This is a genomic window from Saprospiraceae bacterium, from assembly GCA_016716185.1.
Lineage (GTDB): Bacteria > Bacteroidota > Bacteroidia > Chitinophagales > Saprospiraceae > Vicinibacter.
Genome location: JADJWV010000002.1, coordinates 1094549 through 1116439, shown reverse-complemented (window position 1 = coordinate 1116439; position 21891 = coordinate 1094549). Strand labels below are relative to the sequence as shown.

Below are 21891 nucleotides of genomic sequence, written 5' to 3'. Positions count from 1 at the left end.
GCCTATATGCCTCCATGCCTACACGCCTCCATGCCTACACGCCTCCATGCCTATAAGCCTAAACGCCTCCATGCCTAAACGCCTCCATGCCCATACGCCTCCATGCCTTACTCCATTGATTTGCCCCATTCCAAAATTATTTCATTAGATTTGTTATACTAATGTCCATCCAAGGGGACAAAAACTCTAATCATGAAATGTTCACTCCTGTTCGCATTGAGTGCGATTCTCTCCATCAGCGTTTTTAAACTGAATGCCCAGCAATGGGAAGTACTTGCACCCATCCCCGAAAGTTTCACTTTCCCGGTGGTGGCCGTAGCCAACGGCAAAATTCACATCATGGGCGGTGGCGGAGTTGGAGGTGCCACGAATCACCATTTTGCCTACGACCCGGCGACGAACACCTGGGAACCCAAAGCCAATGTCCCTTATCTCGCGCAACAACCCGCAGGTGCTCAGGTAAACGGAAAAATCCATTTTTTCGGTGGTGGTTTTCCAAACTCAGGCAGCCCTTCCAACCAACATCATGTGTATGATCCGATGACCGACAATTGGAGCCCCGCGGCAAATCTAACCGCACCCCGGGCTATACACTATGCAGTCAACCTGGATGAAACCTTGTTCAGTCTCGCCGGGCAGGGAATGACTACCTTGTGCCAGACCTACGACGCAACCAGCAACAGCTGGATCACTAAAAACCCATTGCCGGACGGCCAGTTTTTTTATGGCGCACATGTGGCTGCAAATCATCACATTTACAGATTCTGCGGAGGAGGTTATACCGCTCCAAATAACCGGGTAAATAAATACGATCCGGTTTCAGACAGTTGGACCAGTCTGCCAAATTTCCCGGTGAGAGTTCATGGTTTTCAGGGAGCCGCCATTGGCGATCAGATTTTTCTTGCAGGAGGTTATTACGATTTTCAGGAACGATCAGAAGTCTATCTGTTTGATACAAAAAGCGAAACTTTAGGTCAGTATCCGGTCTCCTTACCTATCGGAACGAATTATCACAATATGGTTAGCCTCGACAGTTGTATCTATGTAGTTGGTGGAAATCATGCCATTGATCCCAATGTAAAATTTCAATTGTTGCGTTTGTGTCCCCATCAAAATCCATCTGGACAAAAAGAGAGTTCCCGCAAAATTGCTTTCCAGGCTTCCATCAGAAATTCTGTGTTGAAACTTGAATTGCCTGAATTTTTAGTGGACCAAAAACTCCAACTAAGCATTTTCTCAAGCAACGGCAAATCCCTCTACAATGAAATATGCAAGGGACAAAAAATTAAAAATATTGAATTTAACAACTCGCATTTCCCAAATGGGTTATATATAATCCAAATACAATCCAACGCTCATACTCTTACAAAAACTTTCCTGAATTTGAATCCATAAATTTTAAACGTATGAAGATCTTCATCTGCCTTTTAATCCTGCTTGGCCCGAACCTGAAAAATACATTCGCCCAGGTTGGGCAAATCGCTCCGGATTTTAAGGTAACTGATACACATGGCCAGCAACATCATCTGTACGATTACCTGGAAAAAGGGAAAACCGTCGTTCTGGATTTTTTCTTTACCACTTGTACCCCGTGTCAATATTATACTCCACAAGTGAATCTGGCTTATAAAAAATATGGTTGCAATAAAAAAGATGTGGTCTTCATTTCCATTGATCACAACGATACCAATGCGGAAGTATTGGCTTATGATGCAACATACAAAATTGAGTACCCTTCCATCAGCGGATTAGAAGGCGGTGGCAACGCTGTTGTCAACGCGTACAATATCATTGGGTTTCCTACCTTTTATGTCATTGATTCCAGTAAAAAAATTGTGATGGAAATTGATCCTCCTACCCTCCAGGTTTTTGACTTCAGATTCAATCAACTTGGTCTGACTCCAAAAGATTGCGAAGTCAGTCAACTGTCTTCATACGAAATGAATTACAATCAACAAATTAAAAACAACCTGATCACTGACAATACACTAACACTTGTTTGTAATGAACCTATATATACGGAACAGAGTTTACTGCTATACGAATACTCAGGACAACAAGCTCTTCATGAAATCAATATTCCAGCCTATAACAAGTTATACGAAGTGAAGTTGCCTGGTTTGCCTCCAGGCTATTATTTTGGGCTACTAAGAAATAAAAGAAATGAAGGCATTATATCCGTTTCTTTTATCAAACTTTAGTGTGATGTTAAATTTATTCATGTCCTCCATTTAAACTTTACGAACTCACCACCCCGCCAGAGGTAATGATGAGTTCGTAAATTATACTCCATAGCATCACTGCTAAAATTGACTTTAAGATTCCTTTCGGAACATCGCAGCAATTATACCTCCCATGAGGGCAAGAGAGATCATCCAGAATCCAGCTTTAACAGCCATGTATTTGAATCTTTTACGTTCAAAAAATTCATCATTCACGACAATGGGCCATAACAAAAATATCCCAACAGTTAACAGCCCATGGAATGCTCCAAGTTTAAACTTATAAATTGAAGCAGCAAGATTATCCAGGTATTATGCAACCACTTTCCGGATTCTGAATTTGGGTCAGGCTTCATGGGACCATTGGTCTCGTAATACCATGCTCCTCCAATTGATGCATCGTGCGTTGCGATTATACTTAAACCCAATGCGATCACCAATGCACATATAAAAAAATCCACCGAAAAGCTTGATCATATTGTCCGAATTCATCTTTTCTTTGGGCATGCCAATCGAATCCAACCATGCCTTACCAAATACCTTATCGTGTTACCAGATAAATCCAAAAATCATGGGTGTAACAGCCGCGAGCAAGAGCGCCAATAAATTAAAATCCATAACAAATTGTGTTTTGTTATGAATGAATAATAAAGAAATCCATACAATTTAATAAAAGAGAAGCAAATGGTACAATTTTTGAAGCGAATTCAAAGATTATAAGCTCAAAGTCTGGTAACTACCGGTATTTGGGCTTTAAGTGTTTTCTAAAGGTCTGGTGTCTAAAAGAATGGTCTCAAATTTATAAGCTACATTCCATTATTATAAATGGATTGTGTTTGAATTGATATGCCTGAATCCTGGCTGTGTTTAATTTATGCAGAGGCATTTAGCTGTAATCTTATTTACCAAAATTCTGACAGGTCATGATTTTTTACAGCAAAAAAAAATGCATGGAATCGTTGAAGTTGAAGAAATATATCGACTGGAGTACTACATTCAATTTAATTCGCTCCCGAATTTCCACCACCACCATCTCCTTCTCCCTGTTTGAGGTCGTCGTTTAATTTGCCCTTCCTTTTTTTCTTGGCTGCTCCAAATTCCATTTTACCAAACCGGTAATCCAGACTGGCCCTGATACCCCAGCCTTCAAAGCGATTATCGGCTTTGTAATACAGGGTCTCCGATTTAAATTCAGAATCCAGATTCATTTTGGGGTGAAAAATATTGTCTATTCCTACAGATATGCCTCCCATTTTTTTCCACATTTCTTTTCGCAATCCAATAGAGTAAACAAACCAACTTGATTGTTTGCCTTGGGTGGTCAGCTTGGGTGAATTCACAAATCCAAAAAAAGTAATGCCAAGTGTTGGTGTAATATTTACGTTTGCAAATCCATTCAAACTGTAGCTGAATGCATCGTTGCGGACATCGACAAACTGGCTGCTCTCTACCTTTTGGTAATACAAATTAACGGTACCGTTCAAAATAATCGTTCCCAGCTTCATGATTCCACCGTTGATACTCAATCCCGATGAAGTACTGCTTGATAGATTGTTGTACGTGGCGTTCGTTCTGCCTAAGGTATCGATAAAACGGTAGTTGTCGATCAGGTCGTTTGTAACTTTATGGTAAACAGAAACCGTAGCATTTTTAACATCCTTTGCAAAACTATAACTCATCTCAAAGGATTCTGTTATTTCGGGCTGAAGTTCCGGATTTCCATAGGAGATATTGGTTGGGTCGTTGTAATTAATATACGGATTTAGATAAAACATACTGGGCCGCTGAATTCTCCTCGAATACGATACCTTTAATGAAGATTTGTCTTTAAATGTATAAGCCATTAAACCGGAAGGAATCCAGGATGCATAATCATTTTCAAAAGCATTCCCATCAGAAACCGTCACTCCCTGAATAAATGTATGTTCGTATCGAAGTCCTGCCCTCCCCTTGAGGGCTTCTGAAATGGGAAAGGTAATTTGGCCGTATGCAGATGCAACATTCTGATCGTAATCGAACAAATTATTTCTGCTGTCGTCTCTTAAATAAGTTTGGCTCATCAGATTCAGCGTATCGTAATATATATCGCTGTAAACATTTCTGAAAATGGATTTCGCACCGGTTTCAAATGTTACTTTTTTAGAAAGCGGGTGCAAATAATCTGCAGCGACTGTATATTCTTTATTCGTGCCCAAATTCGGACCCAATTCCTTGTAATTTAAAATACCAAGCGAATCAAACTGATCGGTTTCGTAATCGCTGTTTTTATTGGAATAGGAATATTGTCCGGAGATCGAAAACTCCCGATCCGAATCTTTGTCAAAGGTTCTCCTGTAATCTAAATTGAGATCTGTGCCAAAACTACTGTTCACCACTTCGCTGTGTCGCTCAAAAGAGAAAGGCAAATTACCTTTTTGGGTACCCGTATAAGTAGTTAGTTCATTTTCATTCGCAAATCTGTTCAATGGAAAACGGGCCGAAAACGTAAGTGAATTTTTTAAATCTATGTCGTAATCGGCAGACAATTGCGAATACAAACCTCCTCCATTATTCGAAGAATTACCTTCCTGGAGGTAATATGGATTGATGGCGGTGTTTAAATTTTCGCGATCCACTTTTGTATCTCCTTTGCCGCGCCAATAATAACCACCTATATTGGCCCCATAGCCAATTTTGCCCATTCTTATATTCAAATTAGAACCCAGGCTGCTGCTTTTACTACCTAAACTGGCATAGACCGAACCCGACACTCCCTGGATTTTTTTTGTTTTTGTAACGATGTTGATAATTCCACCGGTTCCTTCTGCATCGTATTTTGCTCCCGGATTGGTAATCACTTCAACTTTTTCAATAACATCTGCAGGAATCATTTTTAATGCATCGGAAATACTGGAAGACATGATCGAAGAGGGTTTTCCGTTGATCAGGACTTTCAAATTGCTGCTCCCTCTCATGGACACATTTCCTTCCAGATCTACGGTGAGCAAGGGTGTTCTTCGTAAAACATCAGCAGCATTCCCTCCTTTGGTGGTCACATCTTTTTCTGCATTGTAAACCAATCTGTCAATTTTGTTTTCTATGAGATCTTTACTTCCTACAACGGTGACTTCGTTTAAAACTTCAGCTTTTGGACTCAATAAGATGACTCCCAATTTATATTCGTAAACATCTTTATTGATTTTATAGGGGCCCATTATTTTAGTTTCGTATCCCAGAAAGGAAACGATGATGTTGTACTTGGCAAACTTTAGTTCCTTAATCGTAAATTTTCCCTTATCGTCTGCAAGACTGCCGTCCACATCTTTTTTTTCCAAAGCTTCCTGGATCACAATGTTGGCAAAACCAACTGGCTGTTTACTGATGGAATCCAATACCTGACCCTGGAATTTCCCAATTTGAGTGGCGCTGATCATCGCAGCATTGCCAGGCCCAAATTGTGCATTCACTCCGGATAGGATAGCTATCAGCGCAACTAAAATGAAAGAAATGCTTTTTGCTTGTTTGATCATTTTACCAAATAATTTGAAACCCAAATTTATTATGATCTGCTCATGCCGCGGAATTCCTTAGATCAGCACGCCACAATCATCGATGATCCGCACCAATAAGGAGACACTTCTCAAATTCATTTTAATGTTACTCTCCCTTATCAAACCAAACTCCTCAGATTTACTTCTTTGGGTATGGAGGTGGTGCAGGTTCTTTATAAGTTTTACCTTTCATTAAGCCCTGAATCACTTCAATGGCTTTATCGAGCTGTTTATCAGAACCCATGAATGACTCATAAGGGTCGTTTTCTACCACAATATCGGGATCGACTCCGTGCCCTTCCATGATCCATTGTGTTCCTTCGAGATTGTATCTGGAAAATTCTGGTCTGTTAAGAAAGCCACCATCCACTATGGGCAAACTTCCGCGGATACCCACGACCCCACCCCAGGATCTTTTACCAATGACCGGGCCTAACTTATATTTTTGAAAGCGATATGCAAATATATCTCCATCGCTTGCAGAATATTCATCAATCAAGGCCACTTTAGGTCCGATGATCTGTTCAACAGGTTCAAAGCTTGGGGTTCCGTTCCGGGACATCGTAACCTGTACGGGTTCTCTCCTCAGGCGCTCGATGATGTGAGGGGAGACATTGCCGCCACCATTTCCTCTGTCGTCGACAATCACAGCTTCTTTTATCAGCTGGGGGTAAAAGTATTTTACAAATTCATTCAATCCGTCGGGACCCATATTGGGAATATGGATATAACCCACCCGTCCGTTTGTTGCTTTAGTGACCCGTTCAATATTGCTCTGTACCCAATTGTAATAATAGAGATCGCTTTCGTCAGAAATGGGCACAACGGTTATTTCTCTGGATCCTTCAGGCTTCGCCGAATTATTGACTTTTAATTTGACTTGCTTATGGGCTTTTCCAACCAGCAATTCGTAAAAATCATTGACATCTTTGGTGGAAACGCCATTGACCGCCAAAATAAAATCACCTTCTTTTACATTCATACCCACTTCAGTCAGTGGAGAACGCACCCTTTTACTCCAATTTTCACCTTTAAGAATTTTATCAATTCTGATATATCCGGACGGATCTCTGTTCACCTGTGCTCCCAGCAGTCCCATGGGTATACGCTCAGCTTTCGGATAATCGCCACCCCCTACATAGGAATGGCCCAGATTGAGTTCTCCTATCAATTCTCCGATTACGTAAGTCAGATCAGCCCGGTGATTCACATAAGGAAGCAACTCTGCATATGACTTTCTAAGCCCTTTCCAATCTACGCCATGAAGATTGGGATCGTAAACAAAATCCCGCATATGTCTCCAGCATTCGTGGTAAATCTGGTTCCATTCTGCTTTACGATCAATATTTACTTTGAGATCACTTAGATCCAATGGAGTTTCAAGATTTAATTTTCCTGAAGGTACATCGATGATGTATTGATTTCCTTTTGAAGAAACCATTACTTTTTTTCTGTCGGGAGTAAAAGAATATCCATTGACTTCCTGACTTAATTCCGTTTCCTTTTGATTTTTCAAATCAAACACAAACCATTTCATCCGGTCACTCAGGGTCGAACGGAAATAGTAAATTTTATCCCCGGCTGACTCAATTCCAAAATAATTGCCAGCAACCGGAGTCACTTCAACGACGCGGTTGAAAATACCATCAAAATCTATATTTACATTTTTTGAAAGACTGTCTTTGTTTTGGCTGGCTTTATCTTCCTTCTCTGATTTAGCTTCTTTTTTGTCCTTTTCCTCTTTTACGGCAACTTCATCTGATTTCGGCTCAAATGGATGAGGCAAATCCTTTTTTAAAGTCACCATATAAATTTTAGTCAAATCAAAATATGCATGGTTCCATTCCAGGTTGTTGTATCTCGGATTAAAACTTCTTTCAGAGGTAAAGAATAAATATTTTCCATCTGTGCTAAACACAGGAGAATTGGATTGAAACCAGTATTCTGTAACCGCATTAACTTTTTTGGTTTCAAAGTCATAGATCATTATAGAAGAATTGTTTTTCCGCTCCGGATTGGTAAAACAAACATATCTGCTGTCGGGTGACCAATTGTACTGACTGATTTCAAAGACCTGCGAACTATGCAGCAAAGTGGTGGATTTGGTTTCGACATCAACGGCATACAATCCCTGTTTTCTGTCTGAGTACAATATTTTTTTGGAATCCGGTGACCATTGTAATCCATATTTGTAATTGTCTCCGTTTCTGGTCAATTGAATGGCTGTTGAAATTCCATCAGCTCCTGTAATATAAACCTCATCTTCACCACTTGCATCGCTGATATAAGCAACATACTTCCCATTGGGCGACCAGCTGGCATTTCTGTCGTGACTTCCGGATGACTGCGTTAGATTTCTGATCTCACCGTTCTTTAATGGAACGGTAAACACATCTCCTCTTGCAACGTAAACTGCGCGATTACCATCGGGACCAACATCCCAGGAAAGTAAATTTTCTTTAACGGATTTCAGAACATTTCTTCCGGTAGAAAAGTCATCTGCAATCTGAATACTTACTTTTTCAGATTGATCATTCGTTGTATTTAGTTTATATATGTAACCACCATTTTCAAACACTATCCATTGTCCGTTGTGCGAAGGAAACTTACAATCGTAATCCTTAAAATTAGATACTTTTTTAGTTTGCTTTGATGTGGTGTTGTAGCAATATAAATTCATTCTGCCTTCTCTGGCAGATAAATAATAGATCTTATCACCTACCCACATCGGAATAATATCCTGATGAATATTATCGGTTATTTTTTCGCTTTTCTTGGTATTAAAGTCGAAAATCCGGATATCGTCAGCCATACCGCCGGTGTATCGTTTCCAGGTACGGAATTCGCGGAATACATGGTTGTAGACCAGTTTGGTTTTATCTGGTGAATAGGAACAAAAACCGGCATGGTTGAAGGGTAATTGTTCGGAGAGTCCGCCTTTAATATTGCATAAGTAGAGCTGTCCTCTGAAATCGTTGTGTTCGCGCCATCGGCTTCGATAGATGATCTGCTCGTTGTTTTTCCAACCCATACACAAATTATTGGGACCCATTCTGTCTGAGAGATCGTCTCTGTTTAAAGTGGCCGTGTAAGTTAATCTCTTGGGTTCGCCACCCTGTGCAGGAATGAGATAGATCTCCGTATTCCCGTCGTATTGACCGGAAAAAGCAATGTACTTACCATCTGGAGAGAACCTGGCAAATTGTTCGTAACCAACATGGCTGGTCAGTTTCCTGGCGGTTCCCCCATTTGAGGATACGGTATATAAATCGCCGGCATAGCTAAAGGCAATCTGGTTGTTGTAAATGGTTGGGAATCTGAGTAAACGGGTTTCCTGAGCATTCAGCATAAAAGCCATGAACAGGAATAAACAAACTTTGGAATATCTCATTATTAAATTGATTTTGTGAAAAAGCAAATGTACGAAAGATTTCGTATTATAAAAAACAGAGCAAATATCTATTCCTCACTCCAAATTATTGGATTTCGCATAGGATTTTTATATTAAAAATATAAATTATGTGTATTAATTTATATAATAGATATTTATATATAAGATAAATAGCTAATTTATTTTACTTCAATACTCCCAGTTCTTTTCCGACCTTCACAAAAGCTCCAACGCATTTTTCCAAATGGCTCCGGTTGTGTACAGCAGAGATTTGTACTCTGATCCTCGCTTTTCCCTGTGGTACGACCGGATAAAAGAATCCAATGACATAGATCCCTTCCCTGAGCAGGGCTGCAGCGAATTCCTGTGCAAGTTTGGCCTCAAATAACATAACCGGGACAATAGGATGCTCACCCGGCACGATGTTAAAACCAGCTTTTGTCATTTCGCTTCTGAAATAACGGGTATTTTCCTCGAGTTTATCCCTCAATTCGGTGGATGCACTCAGCAACCCGAGCACCTGAATCGAAGCACCTACAATGGATGGTGCAAGCGTATTTGAAAATAAATAGGGCCTGGATCTTTGCCTCAGCATGTCGACGATTTCTTGTCGCGCCGCCGTAAAACCTCCTGAGGCTCCACCAAGTGCTTTGCCATATGTTCCGGTGATGATGTCAATCCTCCCCATCACTCCTCTATATTCATGCGTTCCTCGGCCTGTCTTCCCCATGAATCCACTGGCATGGCATTCATCGATCATTACCATGGCTTCATACCGATCGGCCAGATCACAGATTATGTCTAATTGGGCAATGGTACCATCCATGGAAAAAACCCCGTCCGTAACGATCAGTTTTCGGCGGGCTCCGGAAGCTTCTTTTAATTTCAGTTCCAGATCTTCCATGTTGTTATTCTTATACCGGTATCGTTGTGCTTTGCAAAGTCGGATCCCATCAATGATCGAAGCATGATTCAATTCGTCTGATATGATAGCATCCTGTTCAGCAAGCAGGGGTTCAAATATCCCTCCATTGGCATCGAATGCGGCAGCATACAAAATGCAATCTTCTGTGCCTAAAAAATCTGCAGTCATCCGCTCGAGTTTCTTATGCTGGTCCTGCGTTCCACAAATAAATCTAACCGATGACAGGCCATAACCATATTGGTCTATTGCCGCTTTAGCCGCCTGGATGACACTGGGATGTGAGGACAAACCCAGATAGTTGTTTGCACAAAAGTTGAGCACTTCTCCTCCTTCTAAAGTTTGAATCACAGCGCCTTGTGCGGAAGTGATGGTCCGCTCTTTTTTATACAAGCCTGCTTCCTGAATGGCTTTCAATTCTTCTGTAAGTTGGTCTTTAACTTTTCCGTACATGTCTTTTGTTTCAGGTAAATATTATGAATTATACTGTGCTTTAAGCATCACAATCATTTCTGCAGTCATTTTCTCCAGATCATACGCCGGTTTCCAGTTCCAGTCATATTTCGCCTCAGAATCATCGATACTTTCATTCCAAGATTTTGCAATGGCTTGTCTGAAATCCGGATTGTAAGTTATTTGAAATGCGGGAATGTGTTTTTTGATTTCATCGGCTAATTCAGCGGGTGTAAAACTCATGCCTGCCAGATTGTAGCTGGTGCGTACGCGGATGTTTTCTGAAGGAGCATCCATCAATTCAAGTGTTGCTCTGATGCTATCGTCCATATAGATCATGGGCAAACGGGTATCGGATTCCAGAAAACAGCTGTAGGTCCCTTTCAGAATAGCTTCGTGAAATATTTCTACCGCGTAATCGGTAGTTCCCCCACCCGGCGGAGATTGCCAGCCAACCACTCCCGGATATCTCAATGAACGAACGTCTAAGCCATACCTGTTGTGGTAATAATTACACCACAATTCTCCGCTGTGTTTGCTGATTCCATAAACAGTCGTGGGGATAAATACAGAATGTTGTGGTGTCATGTGTTTGGGCGTAGTGGGGCCAAAGATGGCAATGGTACTTGGATAAAAAACCCGGTCTAACTTCATCTCCACAGCCACATTCAAAACATTGAGCAATCCCTGCATATTGATATTCCAGGTATTCATGGGATCCTGCTCTCCCCTGGCGGAAAGGATGGCTGCTAAATGGTAAATTTGGGTAACACCATATTTTAAAACCGCATTTTTAATGCTTTCCGCATCAACCACATTGATAATTTCAAAAGGTCCCGTGGCATGGGAGGGTTCCCGCAAATCGGAACTGATGACCTGATCATTTCCCCATTTTTTGCGCAAGGCTTCGACCAGCACAGAACCAACTTGCCCGTTTGCTCCCAATACCAGCACCTTTGTTCGGTCCATATATTTAAATTTGACTGCGAAAGATAGAGCATTTTAACAGATGTTAAAACTCCATATGCACAATGATTGCATCGAAAAGCGAATCTACCATTCTAAGTAATTAGAAACAAAAAGGATCCAACGACGTTTTCTTAGTAAGATGTTTCGGTTTCCTATTGTTCTCTTTATTTGCGTGGCCTTGTTCCATACGATTCCCTTGCATTCGCAGGCTGTATTGAATTATTTTACTGCAACGCCCTCTCATCGCGAAATCATTCTCGATTGGCAGATGTCGCTAGGGCAAACTTGCGATGGAATTAGAATTCTGCATTCCACAGATTCGATGCATTTTCAGGAAATCGGATTTATAGGAGGAATATGCGGCAGTAAAACAGAAACCGTCAATTATCAATTCATTCATAAAACAGCAAAACTGAATAGCATCAATCATTACCAGCTCGAATTCGGTAATATTGGGCCCGGTGAAACGGTGTCGGTACTTTTGCTGGATTATTCAGACGGTTATATAATTTATCCACATCCCATCCGGACACATGCCCTTTTAAGCTTTCCGGAGTCTGATCCAAACTACCAATTGTTGGTTTACAGCGCCCGTGGTCAAATTATTAATAAGTTAGAAACCGATCAAAATTATTTTGAAATAAGTGCCCTCCATTTACCCCCGGGATTTTATTTTTTCGAAATTATCAATGGGACAGGCACGCGGGTGGCCTCTGGAAAATTTATGAAAATAAATGAACACTAGTATAACTGGAAAATTTTTTAATGTAAAGATTCAATTTGAATGCGTTTTTACAATTGTAGTCCTCGAATGAAAACTGAATTTTAAGATGTATTCCATTGTTTTAACCCTCATTCGCGGAAATCTTATCCTGAATCAGCCTTGTTATGCTGTTCTATCAGCATATTGACATTAATAATGAATCGAATTCCAAAAACCAAACAACATGGCGGAATTATATCAGATGACAGCCTTCAAAATAATTGAATACCTTTGTAACTAATTGCATATTTTATGAAACCAGGTGTTTTCGTCGATTCAGAAATAAATAAGTTGCTCAAAGTGATCATACACAGTCCGGACGAAGGAATTGACAGGATCAGCCCAAAAAGAGCTACAGAGTTGCTGTTTGACGACATTGTGCATTTGCCTACCATGCGAAAAGAGCATCAGATATTCAGATCAGTTTTAGCAAAATTTCTTGGAGAACAAAATGTACTTGAAACACAACAACTCATCAAAGAATCTTTGGATGCAGATGAAAAGATCAAATCTGAAGTTTTGGAGATGATTCGCGATTTTGAAGAATTACCAAAATCTTATTTTGCAGAATTGTGTAAAATGGATCATGGCACATTATCAGAGGTATTAATTTCGGGATATGATAAAAAAGCTGACCAGATATTTTTTGATCCTATACCCAATTTTATTTTTACAAGAGATATTGCATTGACGATTCGCGACCACATCGTCATTACGAAAGCATCCAAATCGGTAAGACATCGCGAAAATTTATTAACCCGTTTCATTTTACACGCACATCCCGATTTCAGTTATCTGGCTAAGGAAAACAAATTGATCAATCTGAATGTGATCGACGAATTTCCACCTTCCAAAAAAGGAGAACCCATCAGCATTGAAGGAGGGGATCTGATGTTGCTGAATGAAGAATATTTATTGATTGGAAGCAGCGAACGAACGACAGATCATGCTTTGCAAACATTGAAACGCGTTTTATTTGAGAAAGACCTGGTAAAAAACGTAGTCGAAGTAGATGTGCCCAAAGAACGCTCATTTATGCATATTGATACTTTGTTTACGCAATTCAACCACCATCATTTTATTGGTTACAAACCAATAGTCAAGGATGGATTGGGTTCGTATGTAACTGTTTACAGAAAATCTGGCAGCATTGTGGAATATCCATCGGTTATTGATTTTATGCACGATGAAATAAGCCCCAACATTGAATTTATCTGGAGCGGGAACGGGGAGTCTCCTTACCAGGAAAGAGAACAATGGACAGACGGCTGCAATTTACTAACAATTAGACCCGGGGTTGCTCTCACTTACGACAGAAATCCGCTTACAGAGACGGCATTTAAAAATGCAGGTTATAAAATCATTCATGCCAAGGAGTTACTCCATACCGATTTTGACCCGGAGCAAATTCACAATACTATCATTACACTGCCTTCCAGCGAACTTTCCAGAGCACGGGGAGGACCGCATTGTATGTCGTGCCCGGTACTTAGGGAAAAATCATGATTTTGCAATAACATCTCAAAACGCATTCAACAAAAGATGTTTAAGCACCATATTCAAATCCGCGTTCGATACAGTGAAACCGATCAGATGGGTTATGTATATTATGGAAATTACTCCCAATATTTTGAGATGGGCAGAGTGGAAGCCATGCGCGCCATGGGAATCAGGTATGCTGATCTGGAAAAAGAGCACGGCATTTGGATGCCTGTAGTCAGTATGCACGTTCGATTTCTAAGACCTGCCAGATATGATGATTTATTGGATGTTCATACATCGGTGCGTTGGCCGGTGAATGATCAGATCCGCTTTGATACAGAAATTTTTAATGAGCAACATAAATTATTGAATGCTGCCCATGTGATTTTATGTTTTTTAAATGCTGGTTCTGGTAAAAAAATATCGATACCGGATTTTGTCCAACAAAATTTAAACACGTACCTTGATATCCCGGAATTCTAAAATTAAATCCAGATTACTCGAAACCAGCGCATTCAAAAATTTACGAAGTTGGATGCAGGAACATTCTCTTCCAGGATTCAGAAGTGTGCCCATCTATAAGGTTTTGCATTTTCTCTATCAGGAAGCCAATAGAAATGACTTGAATGTAAGGGCAAGTGCCATGACTTATCATTTCTTTCTGGCCTTGTTTCCTTCACTTATTTTTTTATTTACACTGACCGCTTATCTTCCAAAAAACCTGGACTTTTATGCAACTCTGGAGCATGCATTGCAATCCATTCTCCCTCCGGGTGCAAAGGATTATGTCATACATGATATCATCGAAAACATCAGACCCAGGGCGAAAAGCAGTTTCTTATCTATAGGATTTGTGTTGGCTGTATATTTTGGATCGGAGGGCATATTAGCAATGATGAGAGGGTTCGATAAAACTTATAAATCGAGTTTCCGAAAGCGCAACTGGCTGGAAAAACAAATGACAGCCATCCTGCTAACGATTGCACTTGGATTGTTATTGATCTTTTCTGTACTGGTGATCATTTTTGGCGAAAAAATTCTCATATGGTTGTTGAATTACATGGAATTATCCGGATTCACTAAAATTTCCATAACCAGTTTGAAATTTTTCGTAACCATACTTTTATTTTACGCGGTCATTTCCTTGGTTTATCGTTATGGTCCTTCCATAGAAAAACCGATCAAGGGGATCTCACCCGGTGCATTATTCGCAACCCTGGCTACCATTGTTACATCGATTTTATTTGGGATGTTTATCAATGCTTTTGGTACGTATCACAAAGTTTATGGAGCCATCAGCGCACTCATCATCACCCTGGTATGGCTTCGGTTGAATACACTCCTTTTAATTCTTGGTTTCGAACTCAACGCAGCCATCGTTGTAAACAGGGATCTTATGCTGGAGAGCCAGATGAATAAACGCCAATTGAATGTAGAAGATGTGTGATTGAAGTCATTTTCAGATGGATTCCTTCAGATTTTTTTACGATGGATTCAACAGCCGGTTTGAATTGGGTTTCAATTACGGATTCAAATCCATAATCCACGTAATTATTCAAATAAAAAATAATAATTACTTTCCTGCCAAGATGGCCTTCTCCAGAAAAGAATTCACGGCCATGGCGTCTTTAAAACAGGAAACCAATTCCTTCACCAGTTTAGGAGAATGCAACATTTCTTTGTCCAAACTGCAATTGAAATAAAAATTCTTGTTGTAAATTAAATTTTCCAGGGCAGCAGCTTCTTTCAGGTCGGCTGGAAGCACTTTATTCTGATCGCCAAGAATTTTTCCAAATCGTTTCACAAATTTTTTATCGGATTTGGCTTTCTGAAATTCTTTGAGGTGATCGGCAATATAATACCGGATCGAAGCCAGTTGGTTTTTATCGGGCATATAGATCCCTGAATAAACTTTTATGCCTTCGTGATTCAATTCAAAATACAAACCCGCTGAAACATAATCCTTTCGTCCGCCCTGTGAAACGATAGCACTGATAAATTCTTTATATGGGGTTTTGTCATTACTAAAACGAATGTCTTTGTAAATCCTGAAAATGGCATCTTTTGCCGTAATCTGAATACGGGGATTAATTGATTTCATTTCTTCAATCACAGCAGTTACCAATTCATGAAAGGGTTGTTCAACTTTTACCTTAAATCTTTCCTTGTTGGCCTGAAACCATTCTCTGTTGTTATTCTTCTTTAATTCTTTGAAAAATTTTAGAAATTCTGCATCGAAATAAGCAGCCATACCTTAATTTTTGCTTAAAAGTAAGAGAAGCCGTCTAAATTTGCAAGGTTCGTATGATTTACGCCTATAAAGAATTTATTCCGGTCATCCACCCCACCGCATTTGTGCATCCCCAGGCATCCGTGACCGGTTGTGTCGTGATTGGCAAGGATGTTTACATTGGTCCGTTTGCTGCCATCCGGGGAGACTTTGGTGCTGTTTACATCGAGGATGGTTGCAATGTCCAGGAAAACTGCACCATTCACATGTTTCCAGGGATTGAGGTCAGACTCAGGGAAAATGCACATATTGGCCATGGTGCCATCATTCATGGGAGCATCATTGGAGTCAATTGTCTGATCGGCATGAATGCTGTCATCATGGATGAAGCTGAAATAGGAGACAACAGCATTGTGGGTGCCATGAGTTTTATAAAGGAAAAAATGGTTATTCCTCCGGGAAGTCTTGTTGTAGGTAATCCGGCAAAAATTATCAAAACTCTTTCGCAGGAAATGATAGATTGGAAAAGTAAGGGTACGGAACTTTATCAGCAACTGGCAAGAGATTCTCATTTGCATTTGAAACCCTGCGAGCCACTTACAGTATTGCCGGATCATTATCCCACTCCCACCGGAGATTATAAAAGCTGGAAGAAACAATAAAGTAAAATATCAGATGGAAGCATTTGTAACACATAAAATCGAAAACGGATTAGCTACCGTTCAATTCTTTCACCCGGCGCACAATTCGCTTCCCGGTAATTTGCTGAAAGAATTAGCAGACACCATCGATGCCTTGGGTCAACATGAACAGGTCAATCTCGTGCTTTTATGCTCAGCAGGTGAGAAAACCTTCTGTGCCGGTGCCAGTTTCGATGAATTGGCTGCCATCAATGACCGCGAATCCGGAAAAATATTTTTCAGTGGATTTGCCAAAGTCATTCTGGCCATCAGAAATTGTCCGAAAATAGTTTTGTGCAGAGTTCATGGAAAAGCAATAGGAGGCGGCGTTGGATTGGCTGCAGCTGCAGATTACAGTTTGGCAAGCAAATATGCCAGTATCCGTCTGAGTGAACTTGCCGTAGGCATTGGACCCTTTGTCATTGGCCCCGCTGTAGAACGCAAAATTGGAAAAGCAGCTTTTCAAATGATGGCCATCAATCCCGACGAATGGCAGACTGCAGAGTTCGCAAAACAAAAAGGTTTATTCAATGAGGTATTTGAAACGACCGAACAACTCGATGCATATATCCAACATTTTACATCGAAACTTATAAGCTACAATCCGGCTGCATTATTTAAACTCAAATCCATATTCTGGGAAGGCACCGAAAACTGGGACCAGTTATTATTCGAACGCGCCGCCATCAGCGGCGAACTTGTATTGTCTGACTATTGTAAAAAGGCAATAGGAGAATTTAAGGCCAAAGGCTGAAGGCGTAAGGCTGAAGGCGTAAGGCTGAAGGCGTAAGGCTGAAGGCGTAAATTATGCATGAACCACTATGCATATAGTATATTTTCAATTCTAATGCAGAGACTGGGATAATGGAGAATGAAGAATGATACGATGAATAAAGTATAGAGTGTGGTCGAAAGGTCGAAAAGTCAAAAGGTCAAATGGTCGTCCCGATAAAATGATATAGCTTTATTCAAAATTAGTAATCACAAACATTTTATCGGGAGGTCGAAAAGTTAGCAGCAAGCCTATTGACGACACAACACGACATCAGCAGACGACTAAAAATTAAACGAATCAACACAGACAAACCATTTTGATAAGTGACAATCATACAGACCATATTGCAAACGGACAACGAGTAAGCCTCCCGATAGCTATCGGGAACTCATTGCCAACGCTTCTGTACTTTTTATTTTCCCCACAGCACATTTTTTTTAATTCAATTTTGTGCCTACCCGCAAACGGCACATTGGCTTTTGCTCCAATCGCACAAGCTAACCTTTCAGGCAAAAGCCAAAGAAACGTTTCTGCCAACGCACTGTTTAAAAATTATATTTCATATCTGTATTGTCAGGTTTATCCTGACTGTTTCACTATAAACAATAATTTTTTTGGCAGATTGAGGCAATTAACTCAATTATCTTTCGTATCATTGTTGTCAGGTTAAACCTGACATTGTTACTATGAAGAATAAATACATTTCAACGCAATCAAACGAGCTTCTTTCCTATTTCAACGGACAGAAAAGAAATTGCTTTGACTATTCTTTGGCTTACAAAGCCCTACCCGACTCCAAAGCAAGTGCAGTCAGAGAACTACTCAGCGACATGACAAAGAGAGGGTTGCTCATGCGTTTGAAAGAAGGTGTTTATTACATTATTCCTTATGAGCAAAATGCGGAGAATTTTATGCCCGACTGGCATTTGATAGCAGAACATTTGGTGAATTATACCAAACATTATATCGGCTATTATTCCGCATTACAAATACATAATCTAATTACTCAACCATCATTAAAGGAACAAATCGTAGTATCAAAACAAATACGACCATCAGAAATAAAAATCAAAGAAGTTCCTTTTCAATTTATCTATCACAACGACAAACATTTTTTCGGAGCGAAGAAAATGTGGATTGACAGCTTTAATAAAGTGCTTTGCTCCGACTTAGAAAAAACTTTTATTGATTGCCTTTTCAAACCCGACTATGCTGGTGGAATTGTTGAAGTGGCAAGGGCAATCTACACTTCTAAAGACAAAATAAAATACGATACACTTCTTGAATACGCCAAGAAATTTGATTCACAAGCGGTAATAAAACGATTGGGTTTTCTTTTAGAAATATTGGACATTAACACACATGTTATTCAGGAATTACAATTGATGAAAACCGCCTCTTATGTAGTGCTTGATACCGAATTGCCTGCAGTGGGAAAACGAATTAGTCGTTGGAGTATTCAGCAAAACTTGGAAACCGAAACTATTAAATCTGCTATTTACACATGATTAAACCAGGTGAAATACAACAAAAGGCCAGAGAAGTAGGTGTTCGGGACCAGCAGATAGAAAAAGATTATGTGCTGTCATGGATATTGAGGGGCATTGCCCAGCATGAGCAGCTTTCAAAAACAATAGTATTTAAAGGTGGTACCGTTTTAAAGAAAATATATTTTGAAGAGTATCGCTTTTCGGAAGACCTTGATTTTACACTGCTCAATAACGAAATTAGTAATGAACAGATTTTTGAATGGTTTAAAGAAGTGTTTGAATTTGTGAAAGAAGAAGCCAATATTCCACTCGCAATAATTGACAACAATGAAGATGGCGGTATCAATTTTTACATCAGCTATACAGGCCCATTAGGTGGACAGGGCAATAACAAAAGGGTAAAGGTTGATATATCCAGAAGTGAACAACTGGAATATGCTCCTGTAATGAAAGATGTGATTGTCGGCTATTCCGATTTGGAAGCACATCAGCTTTTATGTTATCCGCTTGAAGAAGTGCTGGTAGAAAAAATGAGAACTGTTATGCAGCGTATGCAGGCAAGAGATTTTTACGACATCTGGTTTTTATTAGAGCAACATGATATGGATGCTGCATTCCACATAAAAGAGTTTAAGAAGAAATGTTCCAGTAAAAATTTAAAGCATTCGGATTTCCCTAAAAAATTAGCAGAACGTTTACCACAATACAAAGGCCGTTGGAAAAGCTCCATGAGTGAACAAATAAAAGACCTGCCCGACTTTGACCAAGTGGAACGAGAAGTGCAACGACACCTTAAAAAAATCAAATTCTAGCAATGAACAGTCACGAAATAGAACAGAACTGAAAAGCTATTGAGCTCTATTGAAAGCCATGCTAAAGAAGATAGAATTTTAAAACACTTACCACGCTTTGCTGTAGTTACCGATTACAAAAATTTGGTGACAACGGATTTGAAATTGGGAAAGAACCTGGATATATCCATTAATGATTTGCCTAATCATTATGCTATCCTTTTACCGCTTGCAGGTAGCGAAGTATTTCAATGACCGTTAATCGCAGCAATGACAATGGTTTGCAAGGACAGACGACAGAAGGCCTACTGCTAACAGCGGTCGAAAACAATACAATTCGCAATCAAAATGCATAAGTTGCGGCCAATTGCAATCCCAAACTGGTTTTGGCAATGTGTGGGAGTGTGCTGTTGCTCTTTTGTATTACACCGGCAAGACTCCACTGTAAACCAGCAATGTTCTTTTGCATACCCATTCCAAAACCGAAATTATTAATCAAGGTAGAATTATTGGAATCCTGATTCAAACCGTCTTCAGACAGGTATTGATTTGTAAAATGATTCAGGTAGTCGAATTCCAGAACTGTTTTACTTTGTAATGTTAACTGCAAACCACCAAAAATAAAAGCAGCATAGCCATAACTAAATGGCAAAGTATATTTCAATTCCAAAGGTAATACCACATCAGATGATTGAATCCGGATGTCATTGAACGTTTCTGTTGTGCTATGCCTGGGCTTTGCGATTTCAGTGAATTCAACTTCATTATCTTCCTTATATGCAACTTCATTCTGATATTCTTTTTCGAAAAACCTCTGATATAGCAATCCGGAGCGGAAAGATATATTTCCATTGGTTTTTCGCTCGATCAATAATCCTGTATTCACGTGTTCATGACTTGCAAGCACACTCCAGCCCGCTGCCCATTTATCGATTTCGGAAGATTTTTTAAATTGCAGATGATTTTGGATTTGATTTTCTGCTTGGCCGGATTGAACCCCCGATTGCTGTAAGACATTTAATTTCTCCAAAGAAAATATTGGATTGATCGTATTTTCTATTTCGGCAGTATTCGTCCGAATATCATCAGCCCCCAATTGAATTTCTTCGGATAAGCGAATGCCTGTTTGATTTCCGGAGTATTCCTCTTTTATCGATTGTTCAACAAAGAATTCCTTACCTTCTGTTTGGCTCCTGTTCTTCAAATTTGAACCTGAATTGTTCTTCACATGAGCATCTGCCGACGAATTTAATTTGATACCATCTCCGTTTTGATTTTCAATATGATTTGATTGTTCTAAATCGGGATTTATCGAATTGGTATTTTTTGATTCTAAATCTTTCTGTATGGCCAAAATCGATTTACTTCCTGATTTAACTTCACTCTTTTCAAAAGCATATTGCCATATAGTAAATCCCGTTCCTCCCAGCAGAAATAGAAAGAACAAAAAGATCATCCACCTTTTGAGAGCAGAATTATCTTTTGAATATAACTTATATTGAAAACGCTCCCAGTCGCGTTCCTGAAAGTCTGCTTCAACCTGGCTTATTTTTTGCTTAATCCTGGAATCAAAATCTTCTATTTTCATAAATTCGATGGTAAGGTATATTTAAATAAATGGGGAGATAGCTCGTTCCGATACATGGAAAGCAGCAACTCCTGCAACTTCAATCTGGCTTTGGATAAATTTGACTTGGATGTACCTTCCGTAATTTGCAACAATTCAGCAATTTCTTTATGGTTGTATCCATCGACCACATACATCATAAAAACCGTTCGGTATGCCGGGCTCAATTTTTGAACAGCCTTCATGATATCTTCTGTCGATAAATCTGAAAGTGTCGGTTCGTCTATGGCCAATTGCGGAACCTCATCAATCGTACCGGAAGAAATGCTCCGAAGGGACTGCCGGTAAAAATCGATGGCCGTATTGACTACAATCGTCCTCAACCAGGCTTTAAATGGCCTTTCAGCATTGTATTTATCCAGATTTCTGAACATTTTCAGAAATGCATCATCCATAACTTCTTCACAATCCTCCTGCCGCGATGTGTAGCGCATACAAATCCCCTTCACAAAGGTGTAATGACATTCATACATCTTGCGCTGGGCAAGGGGTTGTTGATCGATACACGCTTTTATAAGTTCTTCCAGTCCCGGAATTCCTGTATTTTGATCTATTCCCGCCAATAT

General features: G+C 39.9%; 20 protein-coding genes. 11 read left to right on the top strand and 9 right to left on the bottom strand.

Translation table 11 applies throughout. The annotated features are described in order from the left end of the window. The first annotated feature begins 192 nt into the window (after positions 1–192). Entirely contained in the window at positions 193–1395 is a 1203-nt protein-coding gene (locus IPM34_06100) for a T9SS type A sorting domain-containing protein (protein MBK8955113.1), read from the top strand. A gap of 11 nt (positions 1396–1406) precedes the next feature. Beyond that, positions 1407–2201 carry a TlpA family protein disulfide reductase gene (locus tag IPM34_06095; GenBank protein ID MBK8955112.1) on the top strand — a complete coding sequence of 265 codons (795 nt, stop codon included), beginning with the start codon at positions 1407–1409 and terminating at the stop codon, positions 2199–2201. Positions 2202–2315: 114 nt separating this feature from the next. Here IPM34_06095 and IPM34_06090 read toward each other — a convergent pair whose 3' ends face one another. The 6 genes from IPM34_06090 to IPM34_06065 form a co-directional block, all read right to left on the bottom strand. Then, positions 2316–2531: a DUF1761 domain-containing protein gene (locus tag IPM34_06090; protein MBK8955111.1), complete on the bottom strand. Its 216-nt coding sequence runs from the start codon at positions 2529–2531 to the stop codon at positions 2316–2318. Further along, positions 2471–2683, bottom strand: coding sequence for a hypothetical protein (locus tag IPM34_06085; protein ID MBK8955110.1), 213 nt, complete (start codon positions 2681–2683; stop codon positions 2471–2473). The genes IPM34_06090 and IPM34_06085 overlap by 61 nt, the downstream gene beginning before the upstream one ends. A gap of 540 nt (positions 2684–3223) precedes the next feature. Beyond that, positions 3224–5731: a TonB-dependent receptor gene (locus tag IPM34_06080; GenBank protein MBK8955109.1), complete on the bottom strand. Its 2508-nt coding sequence runs from the start codon at positions 5729–5731 to the stop codon at positions 3224–3226. Positions 5732–5891: 160 nt separating this feature from the next. Continuing rightward, positions 5892–9143, bottom strand: coding sequence for a PDZ domain-containing protein (locus IPM34_06075; protein ID MBK8955108.1), 3252 nt, complete (start codon positions 9141–9143; stop codon positions 5892–5894). Positions 9144–9327: 184 nt separating this feature from the next. Continuing rightward, positions 9328–10518, bottom strand: coding sequence for a glycine C-acetyltransferase (gene kbl, locus IPM34_06070; protein ID MBK8955107.1), 1191 nt, complete (start codon positions 10516–10518; stop codon positions 9328–9330). Positions 10519–10539: 21 nt separating this feature from the next. Next, on the bottom strand, positions 10540–11487 hold the full coding sequence (locus IPM34_06065; GenBank protein ID MBK8955106.1) for an NAD-dependent epimerase/dehydratase family protein: 948 nt from the start codon (positions 11485–11487) through the stop codon (positions 10540–10542). A gap of 139 nt (positions 11488–11626) precedes the next feature. On the opposite strand from IPM34_06065, the gene IPM34_06060 reads away from it, so the two are divergent. The 4 genes from IPM34_06060 to IPM34_06045 all read left to right on the top strand — a co-directional run bounded on the left by IPM34_06060 (position 11627) and on the right by IPM34_06045 (position 15179). Beyond that, entirely contained in the window at positions 11627–12232 is a 606-nt protein-coding gene (locus tag IPM34_06060) for a T9SS type A sorting domain-containing protein (protein MBK8955105.1), read from the top strand. A gap of 270 nt (positions 12233–12502) precedes the next feature. Next, positions 12503–13756, top strand: a complete 1254-nt coding sequence (locus tag IPM34_06055; GenBank protein MBK8955104.1) for an arginine deiminase — start codon at positions 12503–12505, stop codon at positions 13754–13756. 36 nt (positions 13757–13792) lie between these two features. Continuing rightward, positions 13793–14215: an acyl-CoA thioesterase gene (locus IPM34_06050; GenBank protein ID MBK8955103.1), complete on the top strand. Its 423-nt coding sequence runs from the start codon at positions 13793–13795 to the stop codon at positions 14213–14215. Further along, on the top strand, positions 14196–15179 hold the full coding sequence (locus IPM34_06045) for a YihY/virulence factor BrkB family protein (GenBank protein MBK8955102.1): 984 nt from the start codon (positions 14196–14198) through the stop codon (positions 15177–15179). Before IPM34_06050 ends, IPM34_06045 begins: the two co-directional genes overlap by 20 nt. A gap of 126 nt (positions 15180–15305) precedes the next feature. Here the strand turns inward: IPM34_06045 and IPM34_06040 are convergent, their stop codons facing one another. Next, complete coding sequence (locus tag IPM34_06040) at positions 15306–15983, bottom strand: DUF2461 domain-containing protein (GenBank protein ID MBK8955101.1); 678 nt, start codon at positions 15981–15983, stop codon at positions 15306–15308. A gap of 53 nt (positions 15984–16036) precedes the next feature. Between IPM34_06040 and IPM34_06035 the strand changes: the two genes are divergently transcribed. The 5 genes from IPM34_06035 (at position 16037) to IPM34_06015 (ending at position 19953) form a co-directional block, all read left to right on the top strand. After that, positions 16037–16624 carry a transferase hexapeptide repeat family protein gene (locus tag IPM34_06035; GenBank protein ID MBK8955100.1) on the top strand — a complete coding sequence of 196 codons (588 nt, stop codon included), beginning with the start codon at positions 16037–16039 and terminating at the stop codon, positions 16622–16624. Between the two features lie 13 nt (positions 16625–16637). Further along, positions 16638–17396 carry an enoyl-CoA hydratase/isomerase family protein gene (locus IPM34_06030; GenBank protein ID MBK8955099.1) on the top strand — a complete coding sequence of 253 codons (759 nt, stop codon included), beginning with the start codon at positions 16638–16640 and terminating at the stop codon, positions 17394–17396. 707 nt (positions 17397–18103) lie between these two features. Continuing rightward, positions 18104–18925 carry a transcriptional regulator gene (locus IPM34_06025; protein ID MBK8955098.1) on the top strand — a complete coding sequence of 274 codons (822 nt, stop codon included), beginning with the start codon at positions 18104–18106 and terminating at the stop codon, positions 18923–18925. Next, complete coding sequence (locus IPM34_06020) at positions 18922–19719, top strand: nucleotidyl transferase AbiEii/AbiGii toxin family protein (GenBank protein MBK8955097.1); 798 nt, start codon at positions 18922–18924, stop codon at positions 19717–19719. Before IPM34_06025 ends, IPM34_06020 begins: the two co-directional genes overlap by 4 nt. A gap of 39 nt (positions 19720–19758) precedes the next feature. Next, a complete protein-coding gene (locus IPM34_06015) occupies positions 19759–19953 on the top strand; it encodes a hypothetical protein (GenBank protein MBK8955096.1) in 195 nt (64 codons plus the stop codon). An 88-nt stretch (positions 19954–20041) separates the two neighbouring features. Here the strand turns inward: IPM34_06015 and IPM34_06010 are convergent, their stop codons facing one another. Next, entirely contained in the window at positions 20042–21286 is a 1245-nt protein-coding gene (locus tag IPM34_06010) for a hypothetical protein (protein ID MBK8955095.1), read from the bottom strand. Continuing rightward, complete coding sequence (locus IPM34_06005; GenBank protein MBK8955094.1) at positions 21283–21888, bottom strand: RNA polymerase sigma factor; 606 nt, start codon at positions 21886–21888, stop codon at positions 21283–21285. The genes IPM34_06010 and IPM34_06005 overlap by 4 nt, the downstream gene beginning before the upstream one ends. Positions 21889–21891: the final 3 nt, after the last annotated feature.

What these genes read in the sequence shown, in the direction of transcription:
- IPM34_06100 (MBK8955113.1), top strand. Translation starts at nt 193, where the DNA reads ATGAAATGTTCACTCCTGTTCGCATTGAGTGCGATTCTCTCCATCAGC.
- IPM34_06095 (MBK8955112.1), top strand. Translation starts at nt 1,407, where the DNA reads ATGAAGATCTTCATCTGCCTTTTAATCCTGCTTGGCCCGAACCTGAAA.
- IPM34_06080 (MBK8955109.1), bottom strand. Translation starts at nt 5,731, where the DNA reads ATGATCAAACAAGCAAAAAGCATTTCTTTCATTTTAGTTGCGCTGATA.
- IPM34_06075 (MBK8955108.1), bottom strand. Translation starts at nt 9,143, where the DNA reads ATGAGATATTCCAAAGTTTGTTTATTCCTGTTCATGGCTTTTATGCTG.
- kbl (MBK8955107.1), bottom strand. Translation starts at nt 10,518, where the DNA reads ATGTACGGAAAAGTTAAAGACCAACTTACAGAAGAATTGAAAGCCATT.
- IPM34_06065 (MBK8955106.1), bottom strand. Translation starts at nt 11,487, where the DNA reads ATGGACCGAACAAAGGTGCTGGTATTGGGAGCAAACGGGCAAGTTGGT.
- IPM34_06060 (MBK8955105.1), top strand. Translation starts at nt 11,627, where the DNA reads ATGTTTCGGTTTCCTATTGTTCTCTTTATTTGCGTGGCCTTGTTCCAT.
- IPM34_06055 (MBK8955104.1), top strand. Translation starts at nt 12,503, where the DNA reads ATGAAACCAGGTGTTTTCGTCGATTCAGAAATAAATAAGTTGCTCAAA.
- IPM34_06050 (MBK8955103.1), top strand. Translation starts at nt 13,793, where the DNA reads ATGTTTAAGCACCATATTCAAATCCGCGTTCGATACAGTGAAACCGAT.
- IPM34_06040 (MBK8955101.1), bottom strand. Translation starts at nt 15,983, where the DNA reads ATGGCTGCTTATTTCGATGCAGAATTTCTAAAATTTTTCAAAGAATTA.
- IPM34_06035 (MBK8955100.1), top strand. Translation starts at nt 16,037, where the DNA reads ATGATTTACGCCTATAAAGAATTTATTCCGGTCATCCACCCCACCGCA.
- IPM34_06030 (MBK8955099.1), top strand. Translation starts at nt 16,638, where the DNA reads ATGGAAGCATTTGTAACACATAAAATCGAAAACGGATTAGCTACCGTT.
- IPM34_06025 (MBK8955098.1), top strand. Translation starts at nt 18,104, where the DNA reads ATGAAGAATAAATACATTTCAACGCAATCAAACGAGCTTCTTTCCTAT.
- IPM34_06020 (MBK8955097.1), top strand. Translation starts at nt 18,922, where the DNA reads ATGATTAAACCAGGTGAAATACAACAAAAGGCCAGAGAAGTAGGTGTT.
- IPM34_06010 (MBK8955095.1), bottom strand. Translation starts at nt 21,286, where the DNA reads ATGAAAATAGAAGATTTTGATTCCAGGATTAAGCAAAAAATAAGCCAG.